This is a genomic window from Rhodococcus sp. P14 (assembly GCF_000256505.1).
Taxonomy (GTDB): Bacteria; Actinomycetota; Actinomycetes; order Mycobacteriales; family Mycobacteriaceae; genus Rhodococcus; species Rhodococcus ruber.
In genome coordinates, this window is the sequence record NZ_AJFC01000098.1 from 1 (window position 1) to 21,701 (window position 21,701).

Genomic DNA, 21,701 nt, shown 5'->3' on the forward strand with positions numbered 1-21,701 from the left:
CCGCGTCGCCGCTCGAGCAGGTCCTCGACGTCGCCGAGCAGGTGCGCCGCGGCGAGCTGCTCCATGACCGGCGTGCCGAGGTCGACGGCGGAGCGCGCCCCCACGAGCCGGGTGATCAGGGATCGGTCGGCGCGGATCCAGCCCACCCGGAGACCGCCCCAGAGGGACTTGCCGGTCGAGCCCACCGTCACGACGGAGCGGTCCGCGCCGTACGAGGCGACGGCGGGCGGCGGCGGGGTGTCCAGCCACAGGTCCACCATCGTCTCGTCCACGACGAGCGTCATGCGGGTCTCCTCCGCGATGCGGACGAGTTCGGCCCGGCCCGGCGCGCCCATGCACAGCCCGGTGGGACTGTGGAAGTCCGGGATCAGGAACGCCATTCGCGCCGCGGTCTGCCGGGCGGCGCTGCGCAGGCCCTCCAGGTCCCAGCCGTCGTCGGCGCCGCCCTCGGGCCGCACCGGCACGACGACCGGCCGCGCCCCGTGCCGCCGGATCGCCTCGAGCGCATTGGGATAGGTGGGATGGTCGACGATCACCCGGTCGCCGGCGTCGGTGAGCACGCCGAGCAGCAGGCGCAGCGCGTGCTGCGCGCCCGAGGTGACCATGATCTGGTCCGCCCCGGTCGGCAGGCCGCGGTCCCGGTAGCGCCGCGCGATCACCTCCCGCAGCAGGGCCAGGCCGATCGGTTCCATGCCGTGGGAGTCGAGGTAGGCGGGCACCGACCGCAGCGCGGCGGCGTAGGCCGACTCGATCTCGGCGGCGGGCGCCGGCATGGACGCGGAGCTGAGATCCACGGGCTCCGGCGCTTCCGCGGCGGCCGGGGCGGCGGGACGCGCCGGCGTGCCCCGTCGCCGCGGCGGCAGCGCGACGGTGCTGCGCGCACCCTGCCGGCTGCGCAGGTAGCCGGCCTCGCGCAGTGCCGTGTACGCGGACGTGATGGTGGTGCGGCTCAGCGCCAGTGCGGCGGCGAGCTCACGCTCGCTGGGCAGCGCCACGCCCAGGGGGACGCGGCCGTCGTGCACCAGCAGCCGGATCCCGTCGGCGAGAGCCCGGTACGCGGGCCGCCGATCGGCGGTGTCCTGCCAGTTGCCGAGGTCGCGGGCCAGGGAACCGGCTCCGATCGCACGCGTGATCACCAGTCCAGTATCGCAGTCCAGTCGGCGAGGTGGTCACCTGTCCCCGGGCCAGTTCATACTGACGGCGTGACCACCCTCGGCTACACCCTGTTCGACACCGCCGTCGGCACGTGCGGGCTCGTGTGGTCCGCGGCCGGCGTCGTCGGCGTGCAACTGCCCGAGACCGCGCCCGAACCCACGCGTGACGCACTGCTCGGCCGGTTCCCGGCCGCGGTCGAGCGGCCCGTCCCGGCGGGGGTGCAGCCCGTGATCGACGCCGTCGCCGCGCATCTCGCGGGGGCGCCCGACGACCTGCGCCGGGTTCCGGTCGACTACCGGAACGTCTCCGAATTCGACACGGCGGTCTACGAGTTCGCCCGGACCGTCGACCCCGGCGCGGTCGCAACCTACGGCGAGGTGGCGCGCCGGGTCCGCCGGCCGGCCGGCGCCCAGGCCGTCGGACAGGCGTTGGGACGCAACCCCGTTCCGCTGATCGTGCCGTGCCACCGGATCCTCGCCGCGGGCGGCGGGATCGGCGGGTTCTCCGCGCCCGGAAGCACGGTCACGAAGCGGGAGCTGCTCGCCCTCGAGCACGCCCCCGGCTTCGGCGATCCGACCCTGTTCTGACGCGGGGCCGCAGCGGGTTTCAGCTCAGGATGTCGCGGCGCACGATCGTCTGGTCGCGGCCCGGGCCGACACCGATGCACGACATCCGCGCACCCGAGAGTTCCTCGAGCCGCAGCACGTAGTTCCGGGCGTTCTCCGGCAGGTCCTCGAAGGTGCGGGCCTCGGAGATGTCCTCCCACCAGCCGGGCATCTCCTCGTAGATCGGCGTGGCGTGGTGGATGTCGGTCTGCGTCATCGGCATTTCGTCGACGCGGACCCCGTCCACCTCGTAGCCGACGCAGATCGGCACGGTCTCGAGGCTCGACAGGACGTCGAGCTTGGTGAGGAAGTAGTCGGTGATGCCGTTGACGCGGGTCGCGTAGCGGGCGATCACGGCGTCGAACCAGCCGCAGCGCCGGGCCCGGCCGGTGGTGACACCCACCTCGCCACCGGTCTTGGCCAGGTAGGCGCCGTGCTCGTCGAACAGTTCCGTCGGGAAGGGACCCGACCCCACCCGGGTGGTGTAGGCCTTGAGAATGCCGAGGACCGTGCCGATCCGGTTGGGACCGATGCCCGAGCCGACGGCCGCGCCGCCGGCGGTGGGGTTCGACGACGTCACGTACGGGTAGGTGCCGTGGTCGACGTCGAGCAGCGTGCCCTGCGATCCCTCGAGCAGTACCGTCTCGCCGGCCTCGAGGGCCTTGTTCAGGCGCAGCCGGGTGTCGGCGATGCGGTGCCTGAACCCTTCCGCCTGGCCGAGCACCTCGTCGACGACCTGCTGCGGGTCGAGGGCCTTGCGGTTGTAGATCTTCGACAGCACCTGGTTCTTGAACTCCAGGGCGGCCTCCACCTTGTGGGTGAGGATCTTCTCGTCGAGGACGTCGGCGACGCGGACGCCGACGCGGGCGATCTTGTCCTGGTAGCACGGGCCGATGCCCCGGCCGGTGGTGCCGATCTTCTTGGCGCCGAGGAAGCGTTCGGTGACCTTGTCGATGGCCACGTGGTACGGCATGATCAGGTGCGCGTCGGCGCTGAGCAGCAGGTTCGTGGTGTCGACCCCACGGTTCTCGAGACCGGCGAGCTCGTCGAGCAGCACGCCCGGGTCCACGACCACGCCGTTACCGATGACGTTGGTGACGCCGGGAGTGAGGATGCCGGAAGGGATCAGGTGCAGCGCGAAGTTCTCCCCGTTCGGGAGGACGACGGTGTGGCCGGCGTTGTTGCCCCCCTGGTAGCGCACCACCCACTGCACCCGGCCACCGAGCAGATCGGTGGCCTTGCCCTTGCCCTCGTCGCCCCACTGGGCGCCGATCAGGACGATTGCCGGCATTTCGCTGTCTCCTAGGGTGTCGACGTGCGGGCGCCCTCCGCCTGCAGGGTTCTGCCGTCACAGAACAGAAGCCGGGGGGACAGTCTAGCGGACCACACGTGCGGCACCGCCCCCGGCGTCCGCGGGCCGCCGTCCCGACTGTGACGGGTGCCGACGATCCACCCGACTCACCGTGCCGCGTTCGAGCGTCCGGCGGTGAGGCGAGTCGTGACTAGAGTGAGTGGAGCATCGTCGCCCGCGAGAGGAGTGCTCTTGACCCCCGTTGTGCTCAAGTGCGGTGATGCCCCACTGCCGTTGACACTGACATCCCTGACCACGTTGACCGCCCCGGCTCTGCCCGGCAAGGACGACTTCGAGGACGTGTTCGCGCATCTCGAGTCGGTCGAGGACCCCCGGCTCGTGGTGGTGGGCGGGGACGCCGCCTTCGCCGCGACGCTGACCCGGATGATGCGCACCGAGCGGCTCGGCATCGAACTGGCCTACGTGCCGGAGCGACGCACCCCGGCCGCCGAGGCGTACGGACTGCGGTTCGGATCGAAGGCCGCGACCGTCGCACTGCAGGGCACGGCACGGCCGGTGCCGCTCATCCGCGACGACGCCGGCATCGCCCTCGTCGGGCGTGCCCTCGTCGAGGGCGAGGTCGGTGAGCTGGTGGGCGAGGCGTACGTCGACGACACCCGGCTGTTCAGCGGGATGACCCCGGGTGTGCGGATCGAGCCGACCGTCGACATGCCGGGACTGCGGGCGGCGATCGATCGGCCGCGCTGGTTCGGCGGCTACCGCTGGGTGACCGGCCGTGCCGTGCAGCTCGGCTCACCCGGCGCCGTGCTCACCCGCGACGGGGTCGCCAATCCGCGGGCGGTCAAGCGCTCCACCTTCTACCGGCACGAGCACAAGTGGAAGCTGGTGCGCTGAGCGGGCTGCCGTCGCGGTACGAAAGCCGTTCCGGCTGAGCGCTTGTCGTGATTTCCTCCGCCCCCGCCGGACACCCGCACACCGGATTCCGCCGCGGGCGGGGTCCGCGGGCGCAGCCCTCACCGGCGTCACGCATTGCACCGGGCGAGGGCCTCGCCGGCGGCGCGCAGTGCGGCCCGCAACGACTCCGGGGCCACGACCTCGACCCCGCCGCCGAGGGCGAGGAGCTGGTCGAGCGCCACCTCCTCGGACTCGAGCAACAGGTCCACCCGCACCCACCCGTCCGCGTCCGGCGGTCCCGGTTCCACGTCGGCGGCGTCGGTGCCCACCACGCGGGGCAGGCGCCGCCACGCGGCCGGGCCGAGACGGAGTGTGCAGGCGAACCTGCGCAGCGCACGATCGAACTCCGCCGCGGACGCCGCCCAGTAGGCGGGCAGGTCGAATCCGTCGGGCCGTCGGGCCGGGGCGTCGAGGACGGCGGCGGACGCGATGCGCCCGACCCGGTAGGTCCGGACGTGACCGCGGTGCGCGGCGACGAGGTACCAGACCCCGGCCTTGGCGACGAGCCCGAGCGGGTCGAGGGTGCGCGCCACGGTCCGGTCGCCGCGCCGGTAGCGGATGTTCAGGCGGCGCTCGTCGAACACGGCGGACGCGACGGCCGGCAGGTGCGTGTTGTCCCCCGGTGCGGCGAACCAGCCGGGGACGTCGACGTGGACCCGGTCGCGCCAGGCCTGGGCGGCGCTGCGCAGGGTGACCGGCATGGACCCGAGCAGCTTGCCGCGGGCCGCATCGAGTTCCACACCGAGGTCGGCGGCGAGGGTGGGCACCCCCAGCAGCATCAGCGCGGCACTCTCGTCGCTGGTGAGCCCGCTGAGCCGGGACTGCCACCCGTCGAGCAGGCGGATGCCGCCGCCCGGTCCGCTCTCCGTCCACACCGGGACCCCCGCGGCGGACAGGGCACCGACGTCGCGGTACACGGTGCGCACCGAGACGCCGAGATCGTCCGCGAGCCGCTGCGCGGTCAGGCCCGCGGTGCCCTGCAGACGCAGCATCATCGCGAGCAGGCGTGCCGATCGCATGACCGCAGCCTACGCAAAAATCACTGACACTCGATGTCAGTGATATCGGCGCATCCTGACCTCATGAGTCCATGGAAAGAGTTCTCCGAGCAGGCACCGGATCTGGCACAGGCGATCGCCGCACGACTACAGGCGCACAAGCATCACGTCCTGGCGACGCTGCGGCGGGACGGTTCACCGCGCGTCAGCGGGACGGAGGTGGAGATCGTCGACGGCCGACTGGTGCTCGGGTCGATGCCCGGCGCGAGGAAAGCCCGCGACCTGCAGCGCGATCCGCGCTACGCCCTGCATTCCAATCCCGGGCACCACTCGATGACGGGCGGCGACGCGAAGGTCCGCGGCCGGGCCCGGGAACTGCACGACGACGTGAAGGCGGCCGTGCTCGCCGCCTACCCGGAGGAGGTGCCGCCGGGGCCGATGCACCTGTTCGAACTCGACCTGGCCGAGGCCGTGCTCACCACGGTCGACGAGGAACACCTGTACGTGGATCTGTGGCGGCCCGGGGCCGCCGTCGAGCGTTTCGTCCGCTGACCGGGCCCGCCGCGCGGCCCGGCACGGAGAGGTTCGGCACGGAGAGTTCGGCGCCCCGGGCTGTCGAGTTCAACCCGGGGCGCCTTGGCCGGCCCGCATCCGGACTACGGAACAGCCCCGACCGTTGTGCCCCCTGCGGCGCGGTCGAAACCTCCGGACCCGAAATCGCTCCCCGCGACGCCCGAGCGGGCGAGGTGTGGACTCCCCGCCGAACGGGTAGCCGCCCCTCGGAGCCGGCCGCTCCGCGTGCGTGGCCGGTCGTTTGTCACGGGGAGGGTGAGACATGATCCGAGTGGCCTCGGTGCCCGCGTCGCACGTCTACGTCCGGCATCTGGCCGGACCGCACGGGGACGACGAGGTGGTGCGGCTTGCCGATCCGGTGCCCGCCGACGGACGCAAGGTACCGGGCGGATGGTGGCCGCCGCTGATGCTCGAGCCGGGATGGATCGCCGCCAACCACACCGAGTTCGACGTGTTCCACATCCACTTCGGCTTCGACGCGATCGAACCGGAGGCCCTGCAGGACGTGGTCGCGGAACTCGCCGACCACGACATCCCGCTCGTCTACACCGTGCACGACCTGCGCAACCCGCACCACCCCACGTCGGGCACCCACCACAAGCAGCTCGACGTCCTGATCCCCGCCGCCACCGAACTGATCACCCTCACCGAGGGCGCCGCCGGACGGATCGAGACGATGTGGGGCCGCACCCCCACCGTCCTGCCCCACCCACACGTCGTCGAACAGCCCTGGTTCGCGCGCGCGAACCGGTCCCCGGACGAGCCGTTCGTCGTCGGGGTGCACGCGAAGAGCCTGCGCGCCAACATGGACGTCTTCCCCGTCCTCGACGTCCTCTCCCACACCGTCCGTGACCTGCCGGGCGCGCAGTTGCGGATCAACGTCCACGACGAGATCTTCGATCCGGACAACCACTGGTACGCCCCCGAGGCCGGGGCGAAGATCCTCGCCTTCGGGGACCGGCCGGGCGTCGACGTGCGTGTGCACAAGTACTTCTCCGACGACGAGCTGTGGGAGTACCTGTCCTCGCTGTCTGTGTCCGTCCTGCCCTACCGGTTCGGCACCCATTCCGGCTGGCTCGAGGCCTGCCACGACCTCGGTACGGCGGTGATCGCCCCGAGTTGCGGGTTCTACCACCAGCAACGGCCCTGCCAGGTGTTCACATACGACGAGCAGACCTTCGACCCGGATTCCCTGGCCGATTCGGTGCGCGCGCTGTACCACAGCGGTCGGCGGCCCCACAGCGACTGGGCGCAGCGCATGTTCGAACGCCGCTTCCTGTCCCATGCGCACCACGCGATCTACGAACGGGCACTGTCGTGACGGGTCGCCCACTGCGTATCGCCCTCATCGCGTCCCACCGATTTCCCGTCGCGCAGCCCTTCGCCGGGGGACTCGAGGCACACGTGTGGCACCTGACCCGCGCGCTCGGCGCCGACGGACACCGGGTGACGCTGTTCGCCGCCGCGGGTTCCGACGTCACGCTGCCCGCCTCGTTCCTCGAGGTGCGCACCTTCACGCCCAGCCCCGCCGCCCGCAGCGACGTGTCGATGCCGCCGGAAGCGTTCCTCGACGCCCACCACGCCTACCTGTCCCTGCTGCTGGAACTGGCCGGCCCGCTCGCCGACTCGTTCGACGTGATCCACAACCACAGCGTCCACTACCTGCCGCCGGCGATGGCCGCGACGCTGCGGACCCCGATGCTGACCACCCTGCACACCCCGCCGACGCCGTGGCTCGAGTCGGCGCTCGCCGTCCCCGGCGGCGGCTCGGCGCACTACGCGGCCGTCAGCAGATACACCGCGGCGACCTGGGCGCATGCGGTCGCCTCGCAGATCACCGTCGTCCCGAACGGCGTCGACCTCGGGGCGTGGCCGCTCGGCCCGGGCGGGCCGTCGCTGATCTGGTTCGGACGACTGGTCCCCGAGAAGGGTGCCCACCTGGCGATCGAGGCGGCCCGGCGGGCGGGAACGTCCCTGCGGCTGGCCGGTCCGGTCAGCGACGAGGACTACTTCACCCGGCACATCGCCCCGCGTCTGGGCGACGGCGTCACGTATCTCGGTCATCTGCCGCAGCGGGAACTCGCGGCCGCGGTCGGCCGGTCGGCCGCGACCCTGGTGACGCCGCAGTGGAACGAGCCGTACGGCCTCGTCGTGGCCGAGTCCCTGGCATGCGGCACGCCCGTGGTCGCGTTCGCGCGCGGCGGCATCCCCGAGGTACTCGACCGGGGCAGCGGCTGCCTCGTCGCCCCCGACGACGTGGAGGCGCTGGCGGCCACCGTGCCTCGGGCCGTCCGATTGTCCCGGCTCGACGCCCGCCGCCGCGCCGAGACGTTCTGTTCCGAACGCACCATGGTGGACTCCTACCTCGCCCTGTACCGCCGCCTGTGTGCGGCCGGCTCCGTCGTCCGGCAGCGCCCGGCATGATCGGCTACTACATCCATCACCACGGACACGGGCACCGCACCCGGGCGGCCTCGATCTGCGCCCGCACGAGCGAACCCGTGACGGCCCTGTGCTCGGCGCCGTTGGGGCGCTTCGCCGACGTCTTCGCCGATGTCGTCGAACTGCCCCGCGACGACGAGTCCGTCGACACCGCGGAGGATCCCACCGCCGGCGGGTTGCTGCACTGGGTCCCCCGGCACGACCGCGGCCTACGCGAGCGGATGGCGGCGCTGGCGTCCTGGGTCGCCACGGCCCGGCCCCGGCTGCTGGTGGTCGACGTGTCGGTCGAGGTCGCGGTGTTCGCCCGGTTGCTGGGCGTCCCCGTCGTGGTCGTGGCCATGCCGGGCGAGCGCACCGACACCCCGCACGGGCTGGGTTACCGCGCGGCCGAGCACATCGTCGCGCCGTGGCCCCGGGAGGTGTACGAGCCGGCGTATCTACGTCCGTACGCGGACAAGACCACCTATGTCGGCGGCATCAGCCGGTTCGACGGCCGGCCCGTCGCCGGCCCCGCCCCCGGCGGCCGGCCCCGGGTCCTGGTCCTGAGCGGCAGCGGCGGCTCGTCCCTGTCGGCCGAGCGCCTGCACGAGCTGGCCGAGCGTCATCCCGGCTACGCGTGGGACGGTGTCGGCGTGCCGGGCGGTCCGTGGGTGGATGATCCGTGGTCCGACCTGAGCCGGGCCGACGTCGTCGTCGGTCACGCCGGGCAGAACTCCATCGCCGACATCGCCGCGGCACGGCGGCCGGCGATCGTCGTCGCCGAACCCCGGCCGTACGACGAGCAGTGCGCCACCGCCGACGCGCTGGGCCGAGCCGGCCTGGCGGTGACCCTGCCGGCCTGGCCGCATCCGGACGACTGGCCGAAACTGCTGCGCCGGGCCCTGCGGCTCGATCCCGCACAGTGGTCCCGGTGGCGCACCGAGGGGGCTGCCGGGCGCGCCGCCGCGGTGCTCGACGAGGTCGCCGCGAAGGTGGCACCACGATGAGAACGACCGTGATCACTCTCGTCGCCGGCCGGCACGCGCACCTGCGGCTGCAGCTGCGCGGCCTGACGCGCAGCGCACGGACTCCGGACGATCACGTGGTGGTGTCGATGGGCGACCCGGCCGTCGCACCGCTGATCGAAGCGGAGGGCTACCCGGCTCATACGGTGACCCTGCCGGCGGGCGGACCGTTGCCACCGTCCGCGGGCGGACCGTCGCCACCGTCCGCGGGCGGACCGTCGCCACCGTCCGCGGGCGGACCGTTGTCACTGTCCACCGCGCGCAATGTGGGCGCCGAGTGTGCCTTGGCGCGCGGCGCCGAGCTGCTGGTGTTCCTCGATGTCGACTGCATTCCCTCCGCGGGCCTCCTCGGGTTGTACGAGCGGGCCGCGAGCGATCCGCGGCACGGCAGCGCCCTGCTGTGCGGTCCGGTGACGTATCTGCCGCCGCCGGGGCCGCGCGGATACGACCTGGGCCGCCTCGAGCGGAGCGTGAACCCGCATCCGGCACGGCCGAACCCCCCGGCCGGCACGATCCGCACCGGCGACGAGTACGACCTGTTCTGGTCGCTGTCGTTCGCGGCGGCCCGCGAGACGTGGACGGCCGTCGGGGGCTTCTGCACGGACTACGTCGGGTACGGCGGCGAGGACACCGACTTCGCCCAGCGCGCCGCGCACGCCGGGGTGGGGTTGCGCTGGGTCGGCGGCGCGCATGCCTTCCATCAGCACCACCCGGTCTCCGACCCGCCGGTCGAGCATCTGCACGAGATCCTCCACAACGCCGCTGTCTTCCACCGGCGCTGGGGGCGCTGGCCGATGACCGGGTGGCTGACCCGATTCGCCGAGGCGGGTCTGGCCCGGTACGACGCGGCCGCGGACCGGTGGGTCGCCACCGCGGCGCATGCGGGGCGCGGACGTGGCCGATGTTTGGACCGGGACGCGCGGGGCAACTCGGTCGGGACGTGAACGTCCCCTGTCTCGACCGAACGGAGCATCGCAGTGTTCGACAAGAATCCGCCGGTTCCCGGCTCACCCGCCGGTTTCGAGGTTCCGGTCGAGGAACCCACGACCCCGACGGACCCGCCGCCGGCCAAACCCGACCAGCGTGAGCCCGTCCCGGTCACTGCCACCGGCACGCCCGAGGACCTGCCCGACGGTGCGCGCGGTCCCCAGGGCCGCTTCCTCACCACCGCCCAGGGCGCGCGGCTGACCGACACCGACCATTCCCTCAAGGCGGGTCGCCGCGGTCCGACGCTCTTGCAGGACCACCACTTCCGCGAGAAGATCACCCATTTCGATCACGAGCGCATTCCCGAGCGGGCGGTGCACGCCCGGGGCGCCGCGGCGCACGGCGTCTTCCGGGCCAACGGCGCCGCCTCGAAGATCACCCGCGCCGGATTCCTGCAGAAGGGCAGCGAGACGCGCGTCTTCGTCCGCTTCTCGACGGTGCTCGGTTCGCGTGGTTCCGCCGACACCGTCCGCGACACCCGTGGTTTCGCGACGAAGTTCTACACCGACGAGGGAACGTTCGACTTGGTGGGGAACAACATTCCGGTGTTCTTCATCCAGGACGCGATCAAGTTCCCGGACATCGTCCATGCCGCCAAGCCGCACCCGGACCGCGAGATCCCGCAGGCCCAGAGCGCACACGACACGTTCTGGGACTTCGTCTCGCTGCACACCGAGGCCACCGCGCACACCCTGTGGAACATGTCGGACCGGGGCATTCCGCGCTCCTACCGGATGATGGAGGGCTTCGGCGTCCACACCTTCCGTCTCGTCAACGCCGACGGCGAGACGTCGCTGGTGAAGTTCCACTGGAAGCCGCGCCTGGGTGTGCACTCGCTGGTGTGGGAGGAGGCGCAGCTGCTCGGCGGCATCGACCCGGACTTCCACCGCCGCGACCTCGCCGACGCCATCGAATCCGGCGCCTACCCCGAATGGGATCTGGGCGTGCAGGTCTTCCCCGACACCCCGGAGCAGACCTTCGAGGGCATCGACCTTCTCGACCCCACCAAGATCGTCCCCGAGGAGCTCGCCCCGGTGCAGGTGATCGGGACGATGCAGCTCAACGCCAACCCGACGAACTTCTTCGCCGAGACCGAGCAGGTTGCCTTCCATCCCGGCCACCTCGTCCCCGGCATCGACGTCACCGACGATCCGCTGCTCCAGGGTCGGCTGTTCTCCTACCTCGACACCCAGCTCAGCCGGCTCGGCGGACCGAACTTCGGCCAGTTGCCGATCAACCGGCCGCACGCCCCCGTCAACGACATGCTGCGCGACGGCATGCACCAGACCGGCATCCATCCGGGCGCGGCTCCCTACCGGCCCAACTCGCTCGGAGCGGGATGCCCGTTCCTCGCGGGCGTCGAGGACGCCGCGTTCATCGACGTGCCGGCGCCGATCGCCGCGGGTGTCAAGGAACGCGAGGCGCCGAGCACGTTCGACGATCACTTCTCGCAGGCCCGGCTGTTCTACCGGAGCCTGTCGGAGATCGAGAAGAAGCACGTGGCGAACGCGTACACGTTCGAGCTCGGGAAGTGCTTCGAGCAGGCGATCAAGGAACGGCAGCTGCAGGTGCTCGCGAACATCGACGCGGAGCTGTGCGCCACCGTCGCGGCGGGTCTCGGCCTGCCGGCACCGGAGCCGACGGTGTCGACGGACGGTGAGCCGCTGCGCAGCGAGGCCCTGTCCCAGGTCGGTGCGACGTGGCCGGTCGAGGGGCGGATGATCGGCATCGTCGCGGACGACAGCGCCGACGTCGCCGAGGTCGCCAAGGCCGTGGCGGCGGTGGCCGCGGCGAAGGCCGTGCCGCTGGTGATCGGTCCGCACGGCGGCAAGCTCGACGGCGGCCGCAAGGAGGTGCCGATCTCGCGCACCTTCGACACGGCGCGGTCCGTCGAGTACGACGCCCTGCTGCTCGCGAGCGCCCCGGCCGATCCGCGGGTACGCATTCTGGTCGACGAGACGTTCCGGCACTGCAAGGCGATCGGCACGTGGGGCACGGGCACCGAAGCGCTCGAGCACGCAGCCGTCCATACCGAGGCCCCCGGAGTGGTCACCGCCGACGATCCGGAAGCGGTGGTGACCGGAATCGTCGAACTGCTCGGCGCCCACCGTGTGTGGGAGCGGTCCCAGGCCTGACCCGCCCCCTGCTGCTGCGGCGGTGGTGCGGCGGTGGTGGTGGCCGAATGTCACATCGCGTCGATCGAATCGACCGAATGTGACATTCGGCCACCGGCACCACCCCCCCGCGGGTCTGTCAGGAGAAGGGCTTGCCGCCGGTGACGGCGATGACCTCGCCGGTGATGTAGCTCGACTCCTGCGAGGCGAGGAAGACGTAAGCCGGGGCCAGTTCGGCCGGCTGCCCGGGCCGGCCGAGCGGGACGTCGTCACCGAAGGATTCGAACTTCTCCCGGGGCATCGTGGCCGGGATGAGCGGCGTCCAGATCGGTCCCGGGGCGACGGCATTGACCCGGATCCCCCGCTTCGCGACGTCCGACGCCAGACCCTTGGTGAAGTCGACGATGCCGGCCTTGGTCGTGGCGTAGTCGAGCAGTTCCGGCGACGGGCTCGTCCCCTGGATCGACGACGTGTTGATGATCGTCGAGCCCGGTTCCATCACGTCGATCGCGAACTTGCACAGCCAGAACAACGCGTACAGGTTCGTCTTCAGCACGCGGTCGAACTGCTCGGTGGTGATGTCGGCGATCCCGTTCATCTGCACCATCTGGAACGCCGCGTTGTTCACCAGGATGTCCAGGCCGCCGAGGTCACGCACGGCCGTGTCGATCAGGTGCCGGCAGTGTTCCTCGGAGCGGATGTCGCCCGGCACCGCGACGGCGCGCCGACCCGCCTCCTCGATCCACCGCACGGTTTCGCGGGCGTCGTCCTCCTCGGACTCGAGATAGCTGAGGACGACGTCGGCGCCCTCACGGGCGAACGCGATCGCCACGGCCCGTCCGATCCCCGAGTCGGCACCGGTGATCAGCGCCCGTCGGCCCTCGAGCCTGCCGCTGCCGCGATAGGTCTGCTCGCCGTGGTCGGGTGCCGACACCATGTCGGACGTCAGGCCCGGGTACTCGAGTTCGGGTTGCTGCTCACGATCCGGGGCCGGGTACTGCTCGACCGGATTCCGGGGCCGGTGCTGGTCGGTCATGGGTCCTCCCTCAGCGGTGTGCGGGCGGTTACGGAGCCGCCGTGTCCGCACGGTGCATACCCGGCGCCGGGAGCGGGTACACGAGCGGCACCGGTCGGTGAATCCGAGCGCTGCAGCGCTCTCCCGACCCGACCTCTGGAAAGGATGGGGCTGTGACGGAACACGAGAGTGAGTTTCGGGGAAGCAGTGAATTTCGGAGAAGCGGTGAGTTTCGGCGAAGCAGTGAGTTTCGGCGAAGCGAGGAGACCCGCGCGGGTGCCGATCCGGTGCACAGCAGGCAGGCCCACGACCGGGACCTGACGAACGACAGCGACTTCCCGGCCGACGACGCCCGCACGATGCGCAGCCACGCCGGTGAGGCCCTGACCGATTCCCGGGGCTGGCCGGGCTACTTCTTCCTGGGCCTCGGGCTGCTGCTGCTCGGTCTGACTCTGGTGGCTGCCGGCTACGGCTTCGAGGGCTGGGCCTGGATCGCCGGTCCCGCCTGCATCGTGTCCTTCGGGATCGGTGCCCTGCTGGTCCTGCTCGAGCGCAAGCGGGTCCGCAACGTCGAAGGAACGAGCCTGCGCGAACCGCGCGGTCACTGAGCGGTGCGCCCCTTGGGCGGTCAGGGCAGCCCAAAGGGCACACCGCTGTAGGCTCCTTCGCGTGAATCCACGCCCGCCGACGTCCACGCAGCTGCGTGGCGCGTTCGTGGGCTCGACCTCCGCCGCGGTCTCCGTCGCAGCCCACGGCCTCGCGGGCGGCGAGATTCCGTCTCAGGCGTCGGTGGTGCTGATGGTCGCCGCCTGCGCCGCGTTCGGTGCCGCGGTGTCCGCGCTCCGGTCGCACCGGCCGCTGACCGCACTGGTGCTCGTCCTGGCCGCGGGCCAGACGATCGGTCACACCGTCCTGACCCTCACCGCCGAGCACGCCCACGGCCTCGGGCTCTCGCCCGCGATGCTCGGCGCCCACGCCGCGGCCCTCGTCGTCTCCGCCGCCCTGATCCGGGCGGCCGAGCAGGGTTGCGTCGCGGCACTCGGCGTGTTGCGGCACATCGTCGCCGCGATACTGACCCTGCCCCCGGCGCATGCGCCGCTGTGGGTGGCCACACCCTCGCACCGGGCACGTCTCGTGCTGCGAGTGCTCGTTTCCGCACAGGCCGGCACCCGGGGTCCGCCCCGCACCGCCTGACCCGATCCTGTTCCGCCGCGTCCGTACCCCGCGGCGGCTTTCCCACGTGTGACGACGCTGCCGTCGTCACCGACGATCGAAACGAGCATTCGCATGTCCACGACCGACCTCGGGACGGATCGTTCCGTCCCGCCCCCGACCCGCCGATCCGGCACCTCCTCCCTGCGACCACTCGTGCTGCGGCTGCACTTCTACGCCGGCCTCCTCGTCGCCCCGTTCATCCTGATCGCCGCGGTCAGCGGCGGCCTCTACGCGCTCGCGCCGACGATCGAGCAACTCGTCTACCGCGATCAGCTGCACACCGATGCCACCGGTCCCGCCGTGCCGGTGGCCGAGCAGATCCGGGTGGCCACCGGCCAGCGGCCCGATCTCACCGTCACCGCGGTGCGGCCGGCCGCGGCGCCCGGCGAGACCACCCGGGTCCTGTTCGCCGACCCGAGCCTCGGCGAGTCGCAGCGGCTCGCGGTCTTCGTCGACCCGGTCACCGCGCGGCCGCTCGGTGAGCTGGCCGTCTACGGCAGCAGCAGCGCCCTGCCGGTGCGGACCTGGATCTCGCAGCTGCACCGGCACCTGCACCTCGGCGAACCGGGCCGCCTCTACAGCGAGCTGGCCGCGTCCTGGATGTGGGTGATCGCGCTCGGCGGCGTGTACCTGTGGGTGCGCCGGTACCGGACGTTGCGGGCCCGCGACGCCGAGGCGCGCCTGCTCACCGTCGACCGCACCGCCACCGGCCGGTCCCGCACCCTCGGCTGGCACGGTGTGGTGGGTGTATGGATCGCGGTCGGCCTGGTGTTCCTGTCCGCGACCGGTCTGACCTGGTCCCGGTTCGCCGGCGACAACATCGCCGAGCTGCGGGCGGCACTGGACTGGAAGACGCCCGCCGTCGACGCGACCCTGACGGGGAGCAGCGCCGCACCCGCGACGGGCCACGAGGGGCACGGCGGCCACGGCGGGCACGCCGCCGACCCGGCGCTGCTCGACACGAACATCGCCCGCATCGACGCGGTGCTGGACGCGGCGGCCGCGGCGGGACTGACCGGCGTCGTCGAGGCCTCGGTCCCCGCGAAGGCCGGCACTGCCTTCACCGTCGCCGAGACCCGCCAGCCGTGGGTGTACGGCATCGACTCGGTCGCCGTCGACGGCGCGACCGGCGAGGTCGTCGACGTGCTGCGGTTCGCGGACTGGCCGCTCGCCGCGCAGCTGACGTGGTGGTCGATCACCCTGCACATGGGCATCATGTTCGGGCTGATCACGCAGGTCGCCCTGGCGCTGCTGGCGGTGGCGTTGATCACGGTCGTGGTGCGCGGGTACGTGCTGTGGTGGCGGCGACGGCCCACCCGTGGGTCGGCGTGGGCCGTCGGCCGCGCTCCGTCCCGGGGCGCGCTCCGTCGCGTCGGCGCAGGTCCGGCGGTCGCGATCGGCGTCGCGGCCGCGGTGGTGGGGTGGTTCGCCCCGGTGCTCGGGCTCAGCCTGCTGGCGTTCCTCGTCGTCGACACCGCCGTCGGGTGGCGTAGCCGGGGACGCGCATAATGAACCCTCGTGTGCCTATCGACGAGGAGTGCCGGTGAGCGACGACCTGTCCGCATACCGTAAGGAGTTCGCCCGCATCGAGCGGAAGATCGCCGGGGAGTTCGACGCCGGCCGGCGACACCGCGTCCTCGTCGCCTGTGTCGCCGCGGTGGTGCTGGGTCTGCTTCTGCCGCAATCGGATACCGAATGGTCGTGGACGGTGCTCGGCACGTGGTTCGGGCACGAGGCCACGACGACCGTGCCGATGCGGGTCTTCGTGAGCCTCGCTGTGGTGTTCGGTGTGGTGTCGTCGACCGCGGCGCTGTGCACGCACCGCTGGCGGCTCGCGTCGGCGTCGATGCTCGGTTCCGGCCTGGCGTCCCTGTTCGGGCTGCTCGGCTACTGGTCGCAGAACGGCATGCCGGTGCAGACTCCGCACGCCCCCGGCGCGGGAATGGTGCTCGCCTGGCTCGGCATGGTGGCGCTGACCTCGCAGTGGCTGCCCGTCGTGCTCAGCCGCTCCCCCACCGACCGGCGTCCGCAGCCGGTGACCACGCCGGTGCTCTGACGCCGATGCCCGACCCGGGACATCCGCGCACCGCGCGGATGTCCCGGCGTTCCACTGCGCGACGGGCCGGGCGCGGCGTACATTTCGCCGGTGAAGCGGCCGGATGCGGCTGCCCCGCGAAGGGAGTTGCCGTGCCGACCGCCGTACTCGCCGTCGTCGCCCTCGTCGGCGCCTTCCTGCAGTCCCGCCACCGCCACGGCGCCGCCCGTATCGACACCTACCTCGTGTGGTGGCTCGTGGCGGTGGTCGGCGTCGCCTCGGTGATCGGGGCGGCGTTCCACGTCTTCGACGGTCCCGCGACCGCCGAGATGATCGGATTCACCCGCGGCGACGGAGGTTTCCAATTCGAGAACGCCATGGGCGATCTCGCGATCGGCGTGGCGGGAATCCTGTGCTACCGCTTCCGCGGCGGGTTCTGGCTCGCGACGATCGTCGTGACCACCGTCCAGTACTTCGGCGACGCCGCCGGTCACCTGTACTTCTGGCTCGCGAAGGACAACACCGAGCCGGGCAACGTCGGATTCCCGCTGTGGTTCGACATCGTCCTGCCGATCGTGGCGTGGGTCCTGTACGCGGCGTCGTACCGGCGGGGCGGCGACGCCGTTCCCCTCACCCGGTCAGGAGCCGGCGCCGACGCCGTCCGCGCGACGTAGCAGGTAGGTGTCCATCACCCAGCCGCGCGCCGCCTTCGCGCGGGCGCGGGCCCGCTCGATCTCCGGCAGCACCCGGTGCAGCGGGCCGGCGACGAGTTCCTCGTCGGACGTGCCGAGGTCGGCGCCCCACCAGATGTGCCAGTCGCCGTCGAGCCGGGCGCATTCGAGCGCGCCGTCGAGCATCACCACGAGGTTGTCGCCCCCGGCGGCGACCTCGTGCGCGAGGCACCGGCCCGTCGTGATCGTGATCGGGCCGCCGATCCGGTTGAGCACCAACCGGTGCCGCGCCGCGAGCAGCGACACGGCGCTCACCCCCGGGACCACGTCGTAGTCGACGTCGAGCACGCCCCGGTCGCGGATGCGTTCGACGACGCGAATGGTGCTGTCGTACAGGCTCGGATCGCCCCACACCAGGAATCCGGCGGTCTCGTCCGGCGCGACCTGCTCGCGCAGCACCGACTCGTAGACGGCGGCGCGGGCCGCGTGCCAGTCCCGCACCTCGGCGCCGTAGGCGGACGGGGCCCGGTCGCGCGGCGGGTCCGGCACCGTGATCACCCGGTAGTCGCCGGTGACGTGCCGGCGGCAGATCTCCTCCCGCACGGCGACGAGATCGTCGACGCCGCGCTGCTTGTCGGCGACGAGGAACACGTCCACCTCGTTCAGCGCCCGGACCGCGGCCACGGTGAGGTCGTCGGGACCACCCGGCCCGATCCCGATCAGCCGCAGCCGCCTTCTCATCCGCGGTCCTCGAGGTCGCCCTCCACGTCGAGGTAGGCCTGCTGCAGTTCCGCGAGCGTCGCCGGATCCGGCTCGGCCCACAGCCCGCGGTCGGCGGCCTCGGAGAGCCGTTCGACGATGCCGCGCAGCGCCCACGGGTTGGCCTCGCGCAGGAACTGCTGGTTCTCCGGGTCGAGCGCGTAGGTGCGGGCGAGGGTTTCGTACATCCAGTCGGCGACGACGCCGGCGGTGGCGTCGTAGCCGAACAGGTAGTCGACGGTCGCGGCGAGCTCGAACGCCCCCTTGTAGCCGTGCCGGCGCATCGCGGCGAGCCAGCGCGGATTGACCACCCGGGCCCGGAACACGCGGGCGGTCTCCTCCGCCAGCGAACGGGTGCGGACCTGGTCGGGGGTGGTCGAGTCGCCGATGTACGCCTTCGGGTCCGCGCCGGTGAGCGCGCGGACGGTGGCGACCATGCCGCCGTGGTATTGGAAGTAGTCGTCCGAGTCGGCGATGTCGTGCTCGCGGGTGTCGGTGTTCTTCGCCGCCACCGCGATCCGCCGGTAGTTGGCGCGCATGTCGTCCGCGGCCGCGACACCGTGCAGGTGCCGCCCGTACGCGAAGCCGCCCCACGCGGTGTACACCTCGGCGAGATCGGCGTCGCTGCGCCAGTTCCCGGAGTCGATGAGCGGCAGGATGCCGGCGCCGTAGGAGCCGGGCCGGGAACCGAAGATGCGCCGGACCGCGCGCTCGGGGTCGCCGTGCTCGGCCTCGTCGCGGCGGGCGTGCGCGCGCACGAAGTTCAGGTCGTCGGGCTCGTCGAGGGCGGCGACGGTGCGGATCGCGTCGTCGAGCATCGCGACGACGTGCGGGAAGGCGTCGCGGAAGAACCCGGAGATGCGGACGGTGACGTCGATGCGGGGCCGGCCGAGTTCGTCGAGGGGGATCACGGTCAGTTCGCGCACCCGCCGGGACTCGGCGTCCCATTCGGGGCGCACGCCGATCAGGGCGAGCACCTCGGCGATGTCGTCGCCGGAGGTGCGCATCGCGGAGGTGCCCCACACCGACAGGCCCACCGACGGCGGGTAGTCGCCGGTGTCCGCGCGGTACCGGTCGAGCAGGTTGTTCGCCAGGGCCACGCCGGTGTCGTAGGCGAGCCGGCTCGGCACCGCCTTCGGGTCGACGGTGTAGAAGTTGCGGCCGGTGGGCAGCACGTTGACCAGGCCGCGCAGCGGCGACCCGGACGGACCGGCGGGGACGTAGCCGCCGTCGAGGGCGTGCAGCACCGCGTCGAGTTCGTCGGTGGTGCGGGCCAGGCGCGGCACGACCTGCTCGGCGGCGAAGGCGAGCACCCGCTCGACCTCCGGATCCTGCTGTCCCAGCACCTGTTCGACGACGGTGCCGGCGCGCTCGACCCGCCAGCCGGCGTCCTCCATGCCCTGCACCAGGGCCCGGGCCTGGGACTCGACCGCGTCGGTCTCGGCGAGCGGCGCATCCGGCTTCAGCCCGAGCGCGGTGCGCAGCCCGGGCACCGCGTGCGCCCTGCCGCCCCACACCTGCGCGGCCCGCAGCACCGACAGCACCAGGTTCACGCGAGCCTCCCCGACGGGCGCGGTGCCGAGCACATGCAGACCGTCGCGGATCTGCGCGTCCTTGACCTCGCACAGCCAGCCGTCGACGTGCAGCAGGAAGTCGTCGAATTCGGCGTCGTGCGGGCGGTCGTGGAGACCGAGGTCGTGGTCGAGCTTCGCGGCCTGGATCAGCGTCCAGATCTGGGCGCGGATCGCGGGCAGCTTGGCCGGGTCCATCGAGGCGATGTTGGAGTACTCGTCGAGCAGCTGCTCGAGCCGGGCGATGTCGCCGTACGACTCGGCCCGCGCCATCGGCGGGATCAGGTGGTCGACGATGGTCGCGTGGGCGCGGCGTTTCGCCTGGGCGCCCTCCCCCGGATCGTTGACCAGGAACGGGTAGATCAGCGGGAGGTTGCCGACGGCGGCGTCGGTCGCGCAGGCCGCCGACAGCCCGGCGTTCTTGCCGGGCAGCCATTCCATCGAGCCGTGCTTGCCCAGGTGGACGACGGCGTCGGCGCCGAAGCCGTTCTCCACCCACCGGTACGCCGCGAGGTAGTGGTGCGACGGCGCCATGTCCGGATCGTGGTAGATCGCCACCGGGTTCTCGCCGAACCCGCGGGGCGGCTGGATCATCAGCACCACGTTGCCGGCCTGCAGGGTGGCGAGCACGATCTCGCCGTCCGGGTCGGCGCTGCGGTCGACGAACAGTTCGCCCGGGGCCTCGCCCCACGCCTCGGTCATCGCGCCGGTCAGCTCGGACGGCAGGTCCGCCGTCCACTCGCGGTAGCGCGCCGCGCTCACCCGCACCGGATTGCCCGCCATCTGCTCGGCGCTGAGCCACTCCTCGTCCTGGCCACCCGCGGCGATCAGGGCGTGGATCAGCGCGTTGCCTGCCTCGGCGTCGTCGTCGGTGTCGAGGCCGGGAAAGCCGTCGCCGAGGTCGTAGCCGTGCTCGCGCAGCGCGCGCAGCAGCCGGATCGCGGAGACGGGCGTGTCCAGGCCGACGGCGTTGCCGACGCGGGAGTGTTTCGTCGGATACGCCGAGAGCATGATCGCCAGGCGCCGCCGTGCGGGTGGGATGCGCCGCAGACGGGCGTGCGCGACGGCGATACCGGCGACGCGACGGCACCGTTCGGGGTCGGTGACGTAGCGCGGCAGGCCGTCGGCGCCGAATTCCTTGAACGAGAACGGCACCGTGATGATGCGGCCGTCGAATTCGGGGACGGCGATCTGCGTCGCGGAATCGAGCGGGGAAACTCCCTCGTCGGATTCGGCCCACGCGTCGCGTCCCCAGGTCAGACACAACGCCTGCAGGATCGGAACGTCGAGCGCGGCAAGCGCTGCGACGTCCCAGGCATCGTCGTCGCCGCCGGCGGAGACGGTGGCCGGGCGGGTACCACCGGCGGCCAGGACCGTGACGATCAGGGCGTCGAGGGTGCCGAGTTCGGCGAGCAGGTCCGCGGGGGCCCCGCGCAGGGTGGAGCAGAAGATCGGCACGGCCACGGCGCGGCCGGTGGCGTCGACCGCCCGCGCGAGATCACGGACGAAGCGGGTGTTTCCGCTGGTCTCGTGGGCGCGGTAGTACAGGATGCCCACCCTCGGCAGGTCGGGATCGGCCGCGGCGGGCGCGTGGCTGCCCCACTCGGGCAGCGCGGCCGGCGGATCGAAGCCCTCGCCGGTGAGCAGGACGGTGTCGGACAGGAAGGCGTGCAGCTGGGCGAGGTTCGCGGGCCCGCCCTGCGCGAGGTAGGCGTGCGCCTCGGTGGCGATGCCGACGGGGACGGTGGAGTGGCTCATCAGCTCGGCGTCGGGCAGCTGCTCGCCGCCGAGCACGACGACGGGTGCGCCGTGCGCCAGGACCGCGTCGATGCCGTTCTGCCAGGACCGCACCGACCCGAGGATGCGGACGATCACCAGGTCGGCGCCGTCGAGCAGGCGCGGCAGCTCGGTGCCGACGTCGAGGCGCGACGGATTGCCCAGCGCGTATTCGGCGTCGGAGCTCAGCGCCGACAGCAGGTCGGTGTCGGACGTGGACAGCAGCGCGAGCCGCGTCACGGCCGGGTCCTGCGCAGTTCGATTCCGCGCAGCACGAATTCGGTCATGTTCAGTCTCCAAACCCTCGTGGACTTCCCGTGCCGTGGCCGGTCTCCTGGCTGACGGATCGTCGCTGCTGCGCCGACCTTCCCGGACGTGCGTCCAGTGGTCTCCGGACCGGCGGACCGGTTCGGACGAGGGCGAGCAACTACCCGCTCACAGTGGCGAGGGCCGCGCCGGTCTCACACCGGCTTCCCGAGCACCACGACAGGTGGAGCTTAGCGCACGTGTGCAAC

Annotated in this window: 19 protein-coding genes and 1 riboswitch; of the genes, 13 read left to right on the top strand and 6 right to left on the bottom strand. The window is 72.1% G+C overall.

What is annotated here, in order from left to right; translation table 11 throughout:
- The coding region (gene yczR / locus OEY_RS0107005) for an aminotransferase-like domain-containing protein (RefSeq protein ID WP_010593179.1) at positions 1-1,136 on the bottom strand (1,136 nt) is incomplete at its 3' end.
- 66 nt (positions 1,137-1,202) lie between these two features.
- Here yczR and OEY_RS0107010 point away from each other — a divergent pair.
- The gene (locus tag OEY_RS0107010) at positions 1,203-1,742 is read left to right on the top strand and encodes a methylated-DNA--[protein]-cysteine S-methyltransferase (RefSeq protein ID WP_010593180.1); all 540 of its coding nucleotides are present in this window, start codon (positions 1,203-1,205) and stop codon (positions 1,740-1,742) included.
- Between the two features lie 19 nt (positions 1,743-1,761).
- On the opposite strand, the gene OEY_RS0107015 is transcribed toward OEY_RS0107010, so the two are convergent.
- On the bottom strand, positions 1,762-3,051 hold the full coding sequence (locus tag OEY_RS0107015) for an adenylosuccinate synthase (RefSeq protein WP_010593181.1): 1,290 nt from the start codon (positions 3,049-3,051) through the stop codon (positions 1,762-1,764).
- Positions 3,052-3,315: 264 nt separating this feature from the next.
- On the opposite strand from OEY_RS0107015, the gene OEY_RS0107020 reads away from it, so the two are divergent.
- Positions 3,316-3,966 (top strand): hypothetical protein, encoded by a 651-nt coding sequence (locus OEY_RS0107020; RefSeq protein WP_010593182.1) that lies wholly within the window; start codon positions 3,316-3,318, stop codon positions 3,964-3,966.
- Positions 3,967-4,094: 128 nt separating this feature from the next.
- On the opposite strand, the gene OEY_RS0107025 is transcribed toward OEY_RS0107020, so the two are convergent.
- Positions 4,095-5,045 (bottom strand): helix-turn-helix transcriptional regulator, encoded by a 951-nt coding sequence (locus OEY_RS0107025; RefSeq protein ID WP_010593183.1) that lies wholly within the window; start codon positions 5,043-5,045, stop codon positions 4,095-4,097.
- 63 nt (positions 5,046-5,108) lie between these two features.
- Here OEY_RS0107025 and OEY_RS0107030 point away from each other — a divergent pair, with 63 nt between their 5' ends.
- The 6 genes from OEY_RS0107030 to OEY_RS0107055 all read left to right on the top strand — a co-directional run bounded on the left by OEY_RS0107030 (position 5,109) and on the right by OEY_RS0107055 (position 12,165).
- The gene (locus OEY_RS0107030; RefSeq protein ID WP_010593184.1) at positions 5,109-5,576 is read left to right on the top strand and encodes a pyridoxamine 5'-phosphate oxidase family protein; all 468 of its coding nucleotides are present in this window, start codon (positions 5,109-5,111) and stop codon (positions 5,574-5,576) included.
- 283 nt (positions 5,577-5,859) lie between these two features.
- Positions 5,860-6,918, top strand: coding sequence for a hypothetical protein (locus OEY_RS0107035; protein ID WP_010593185.1), 1,059 nt, complete (start codon positions 5,860-5,862; stop codon positions 6,916-6,918).
- Entirely contained in the window at positions 6,915-8,021 is a 1,107-nt protein-coding gene (locus OEY_RS0107040; protein WP_010593186.1) for a glycosyltransferase family 4 protein, read from the top strand. The genes OEY_RS0107035 and OEY_RS0107040 overlap by 4 nt, the downstream gene beginning before the upstream one ends.
- Positions 8,018-9,025 (top strand): glycosyltransferase, encoded by a 1,008-nt coding sequence (locus tag OEY_RS0107045; RefSeq protein WP_029539929.1) that lies wholly within the window; start codon positions 8,018-8,020, stop codon positions 9,023-9,025. The genes OEY_RS0107040 and OEY_RS0107045 overlap by 4 nt, the downstream gene beginning before the upstream one ends.
- Positions 9,022-9,987 (top strand): glycosyltransferase family 2 protein, encoded by a 966-nt coding sequence (locus OEY_RS0107050; protein WP_010593188.1) that lies wholly within the window; start codon positions 9,022-9,024, stop codon positions 9,985-9,987. Before OEY_RS0107045 ends, OEY_RS0107050 begins: the two co-directional genes overlap by 4 nt.
- A 33-nt stretch (positions 9,988-10,020) precedes the next feature.
- Positions 10,021-12,165, top strand: a complete 2,145-nt coding sequence (locus OEY_RS0107055; RefSeq protein ID WP_010593189.1) for a catalase — start codon at positions 10,021-10,023, stop codon at positions 12,163-12,165.
- A 118-nt stretch (positions 12,166-12,283) separates the two neighbouring features.
- On the opposite strand, the gene OEY_RS0107060 is transcribed toward OEY_RS0107055, so the two are convergent.
- Positions 12,284-13,180, bottom strand: a complete 897-nt coding sequence (locus OEY_RS0107060) for a glucose 1-dehydrogenase (protein WP_010593190.1) — start codon at positions 13,178-13,180, stop codon at positions 12,284-12,286.
- 266 nt (positions 13,181-13,446) lie between these two features.
- Between OEY_RS0107060 and OEY_RS0107065 the strand changes: the two genes are divergently transcribed.
- From OEY_RS0107065 to OEY_RS0107085, 5 genes are all read left to right on the top strand, one after another.
- A complete protein-coding gene (locus tag OEY_RS0107065; protein WP_010593191.1) occupies positions 13,447-13,767 on the top strand; it encodes a hypothetical protein in 321 nt (106 codons plus the stop codon).
- 61 nt (positions 13,768-13,828) lie between these two features.
- Positions 13,829-14,353, top strand: coding sequence for a hypothetical protein (locus OEY_RS0107070; protein ID WP_010593192.1), 525 nt, complete (start codon positions 13,829-13,831; stop codon positions 14,351-14,353).
- A 93-nt stretch (positions 14,354-14,446) separates the two neighbouring features.
- Positions 14,447-15,883: a PepSY-associated TM helix domain-containing protein gene (locus OEY_RS0107075; RefSeq protein WP_010593193.1), complete on the top strand. Its 1,437-nt coding sequence runs from the start codon at positions 14,447-14,449 to the stop codon at positions 15,881-15,883.
- A 34-nt stretch (positions 15,884-15,917) separates the two neighbouring features.
- On the top strand, positions 15,918-16,430 hold the full coding sequence (locus OEY_RS0107080) for an Rv2732c family membrane protein (protein ID WP_010593194.1): 513 nt from the start codon (positions 15,918-15,920) through the stop codon (positions 16,428-16,430).
- Positions 16,431-16,561: 131 nt separating this feature from the next.
- The gene (locus OEY_RS0107085; protein WP_010593195.1) at positions 16,562-17,083 is read left to right on the top strand and encodes a DUF6790 family protein; all 522 of its coding nucleotides are present in this window, start codon (positions 16,562-16,564) and stop codon (positions 17,081-17,083) included.
- Here the strand turns inward: OEY_RS0107085 and cobF are convergent.
- Together cobF and cobN are read right to left on the bottom strand one after the other, a co-directional pair.
- Positions 17,048-17,821 carry a precorrin-6A synthase (deacetylating) gene (gene cobF / locus OEY_RS0107090; RefSeq protein WP_010593196.1) on the bottom strand — a complete coding sequence of 258 codons (774 nt, stop codon included), beginning with the start codon at positions 17,819-17,821 and terminating at the stop codon, positions 17,048-17,050. The genes OEY_RS0107085 and cobF overlap by 36 nt on opposite strands.
- Positions 17,818-21,426 carry a cobaltochelatase subunit CobN gene (gene cobN / locus OEY_RS0107095; RefSeq protein ID WP_010593197.1) on the bottom strand — a complete coding sequence of 1,203 codons (3,609 nt, stop codon included), beginning with the start codon at positions 21,424-21,426 and terminating at the stop codon, positions 17,818-17,820. The genes cobF and cobN overlap by 4 nt, the downstream gene beginning before the upstream one ends.
- A 67-nt stretch (positions 21,427-21,493) precedes the next feature.
- A riboswitch (cobalamin riboswitch) is annotated at positions 21,494-21,687 on the bottom strand.
- Between the last annotated feature and the right edge of the window lie 14 nt (positions 21,688-21,701).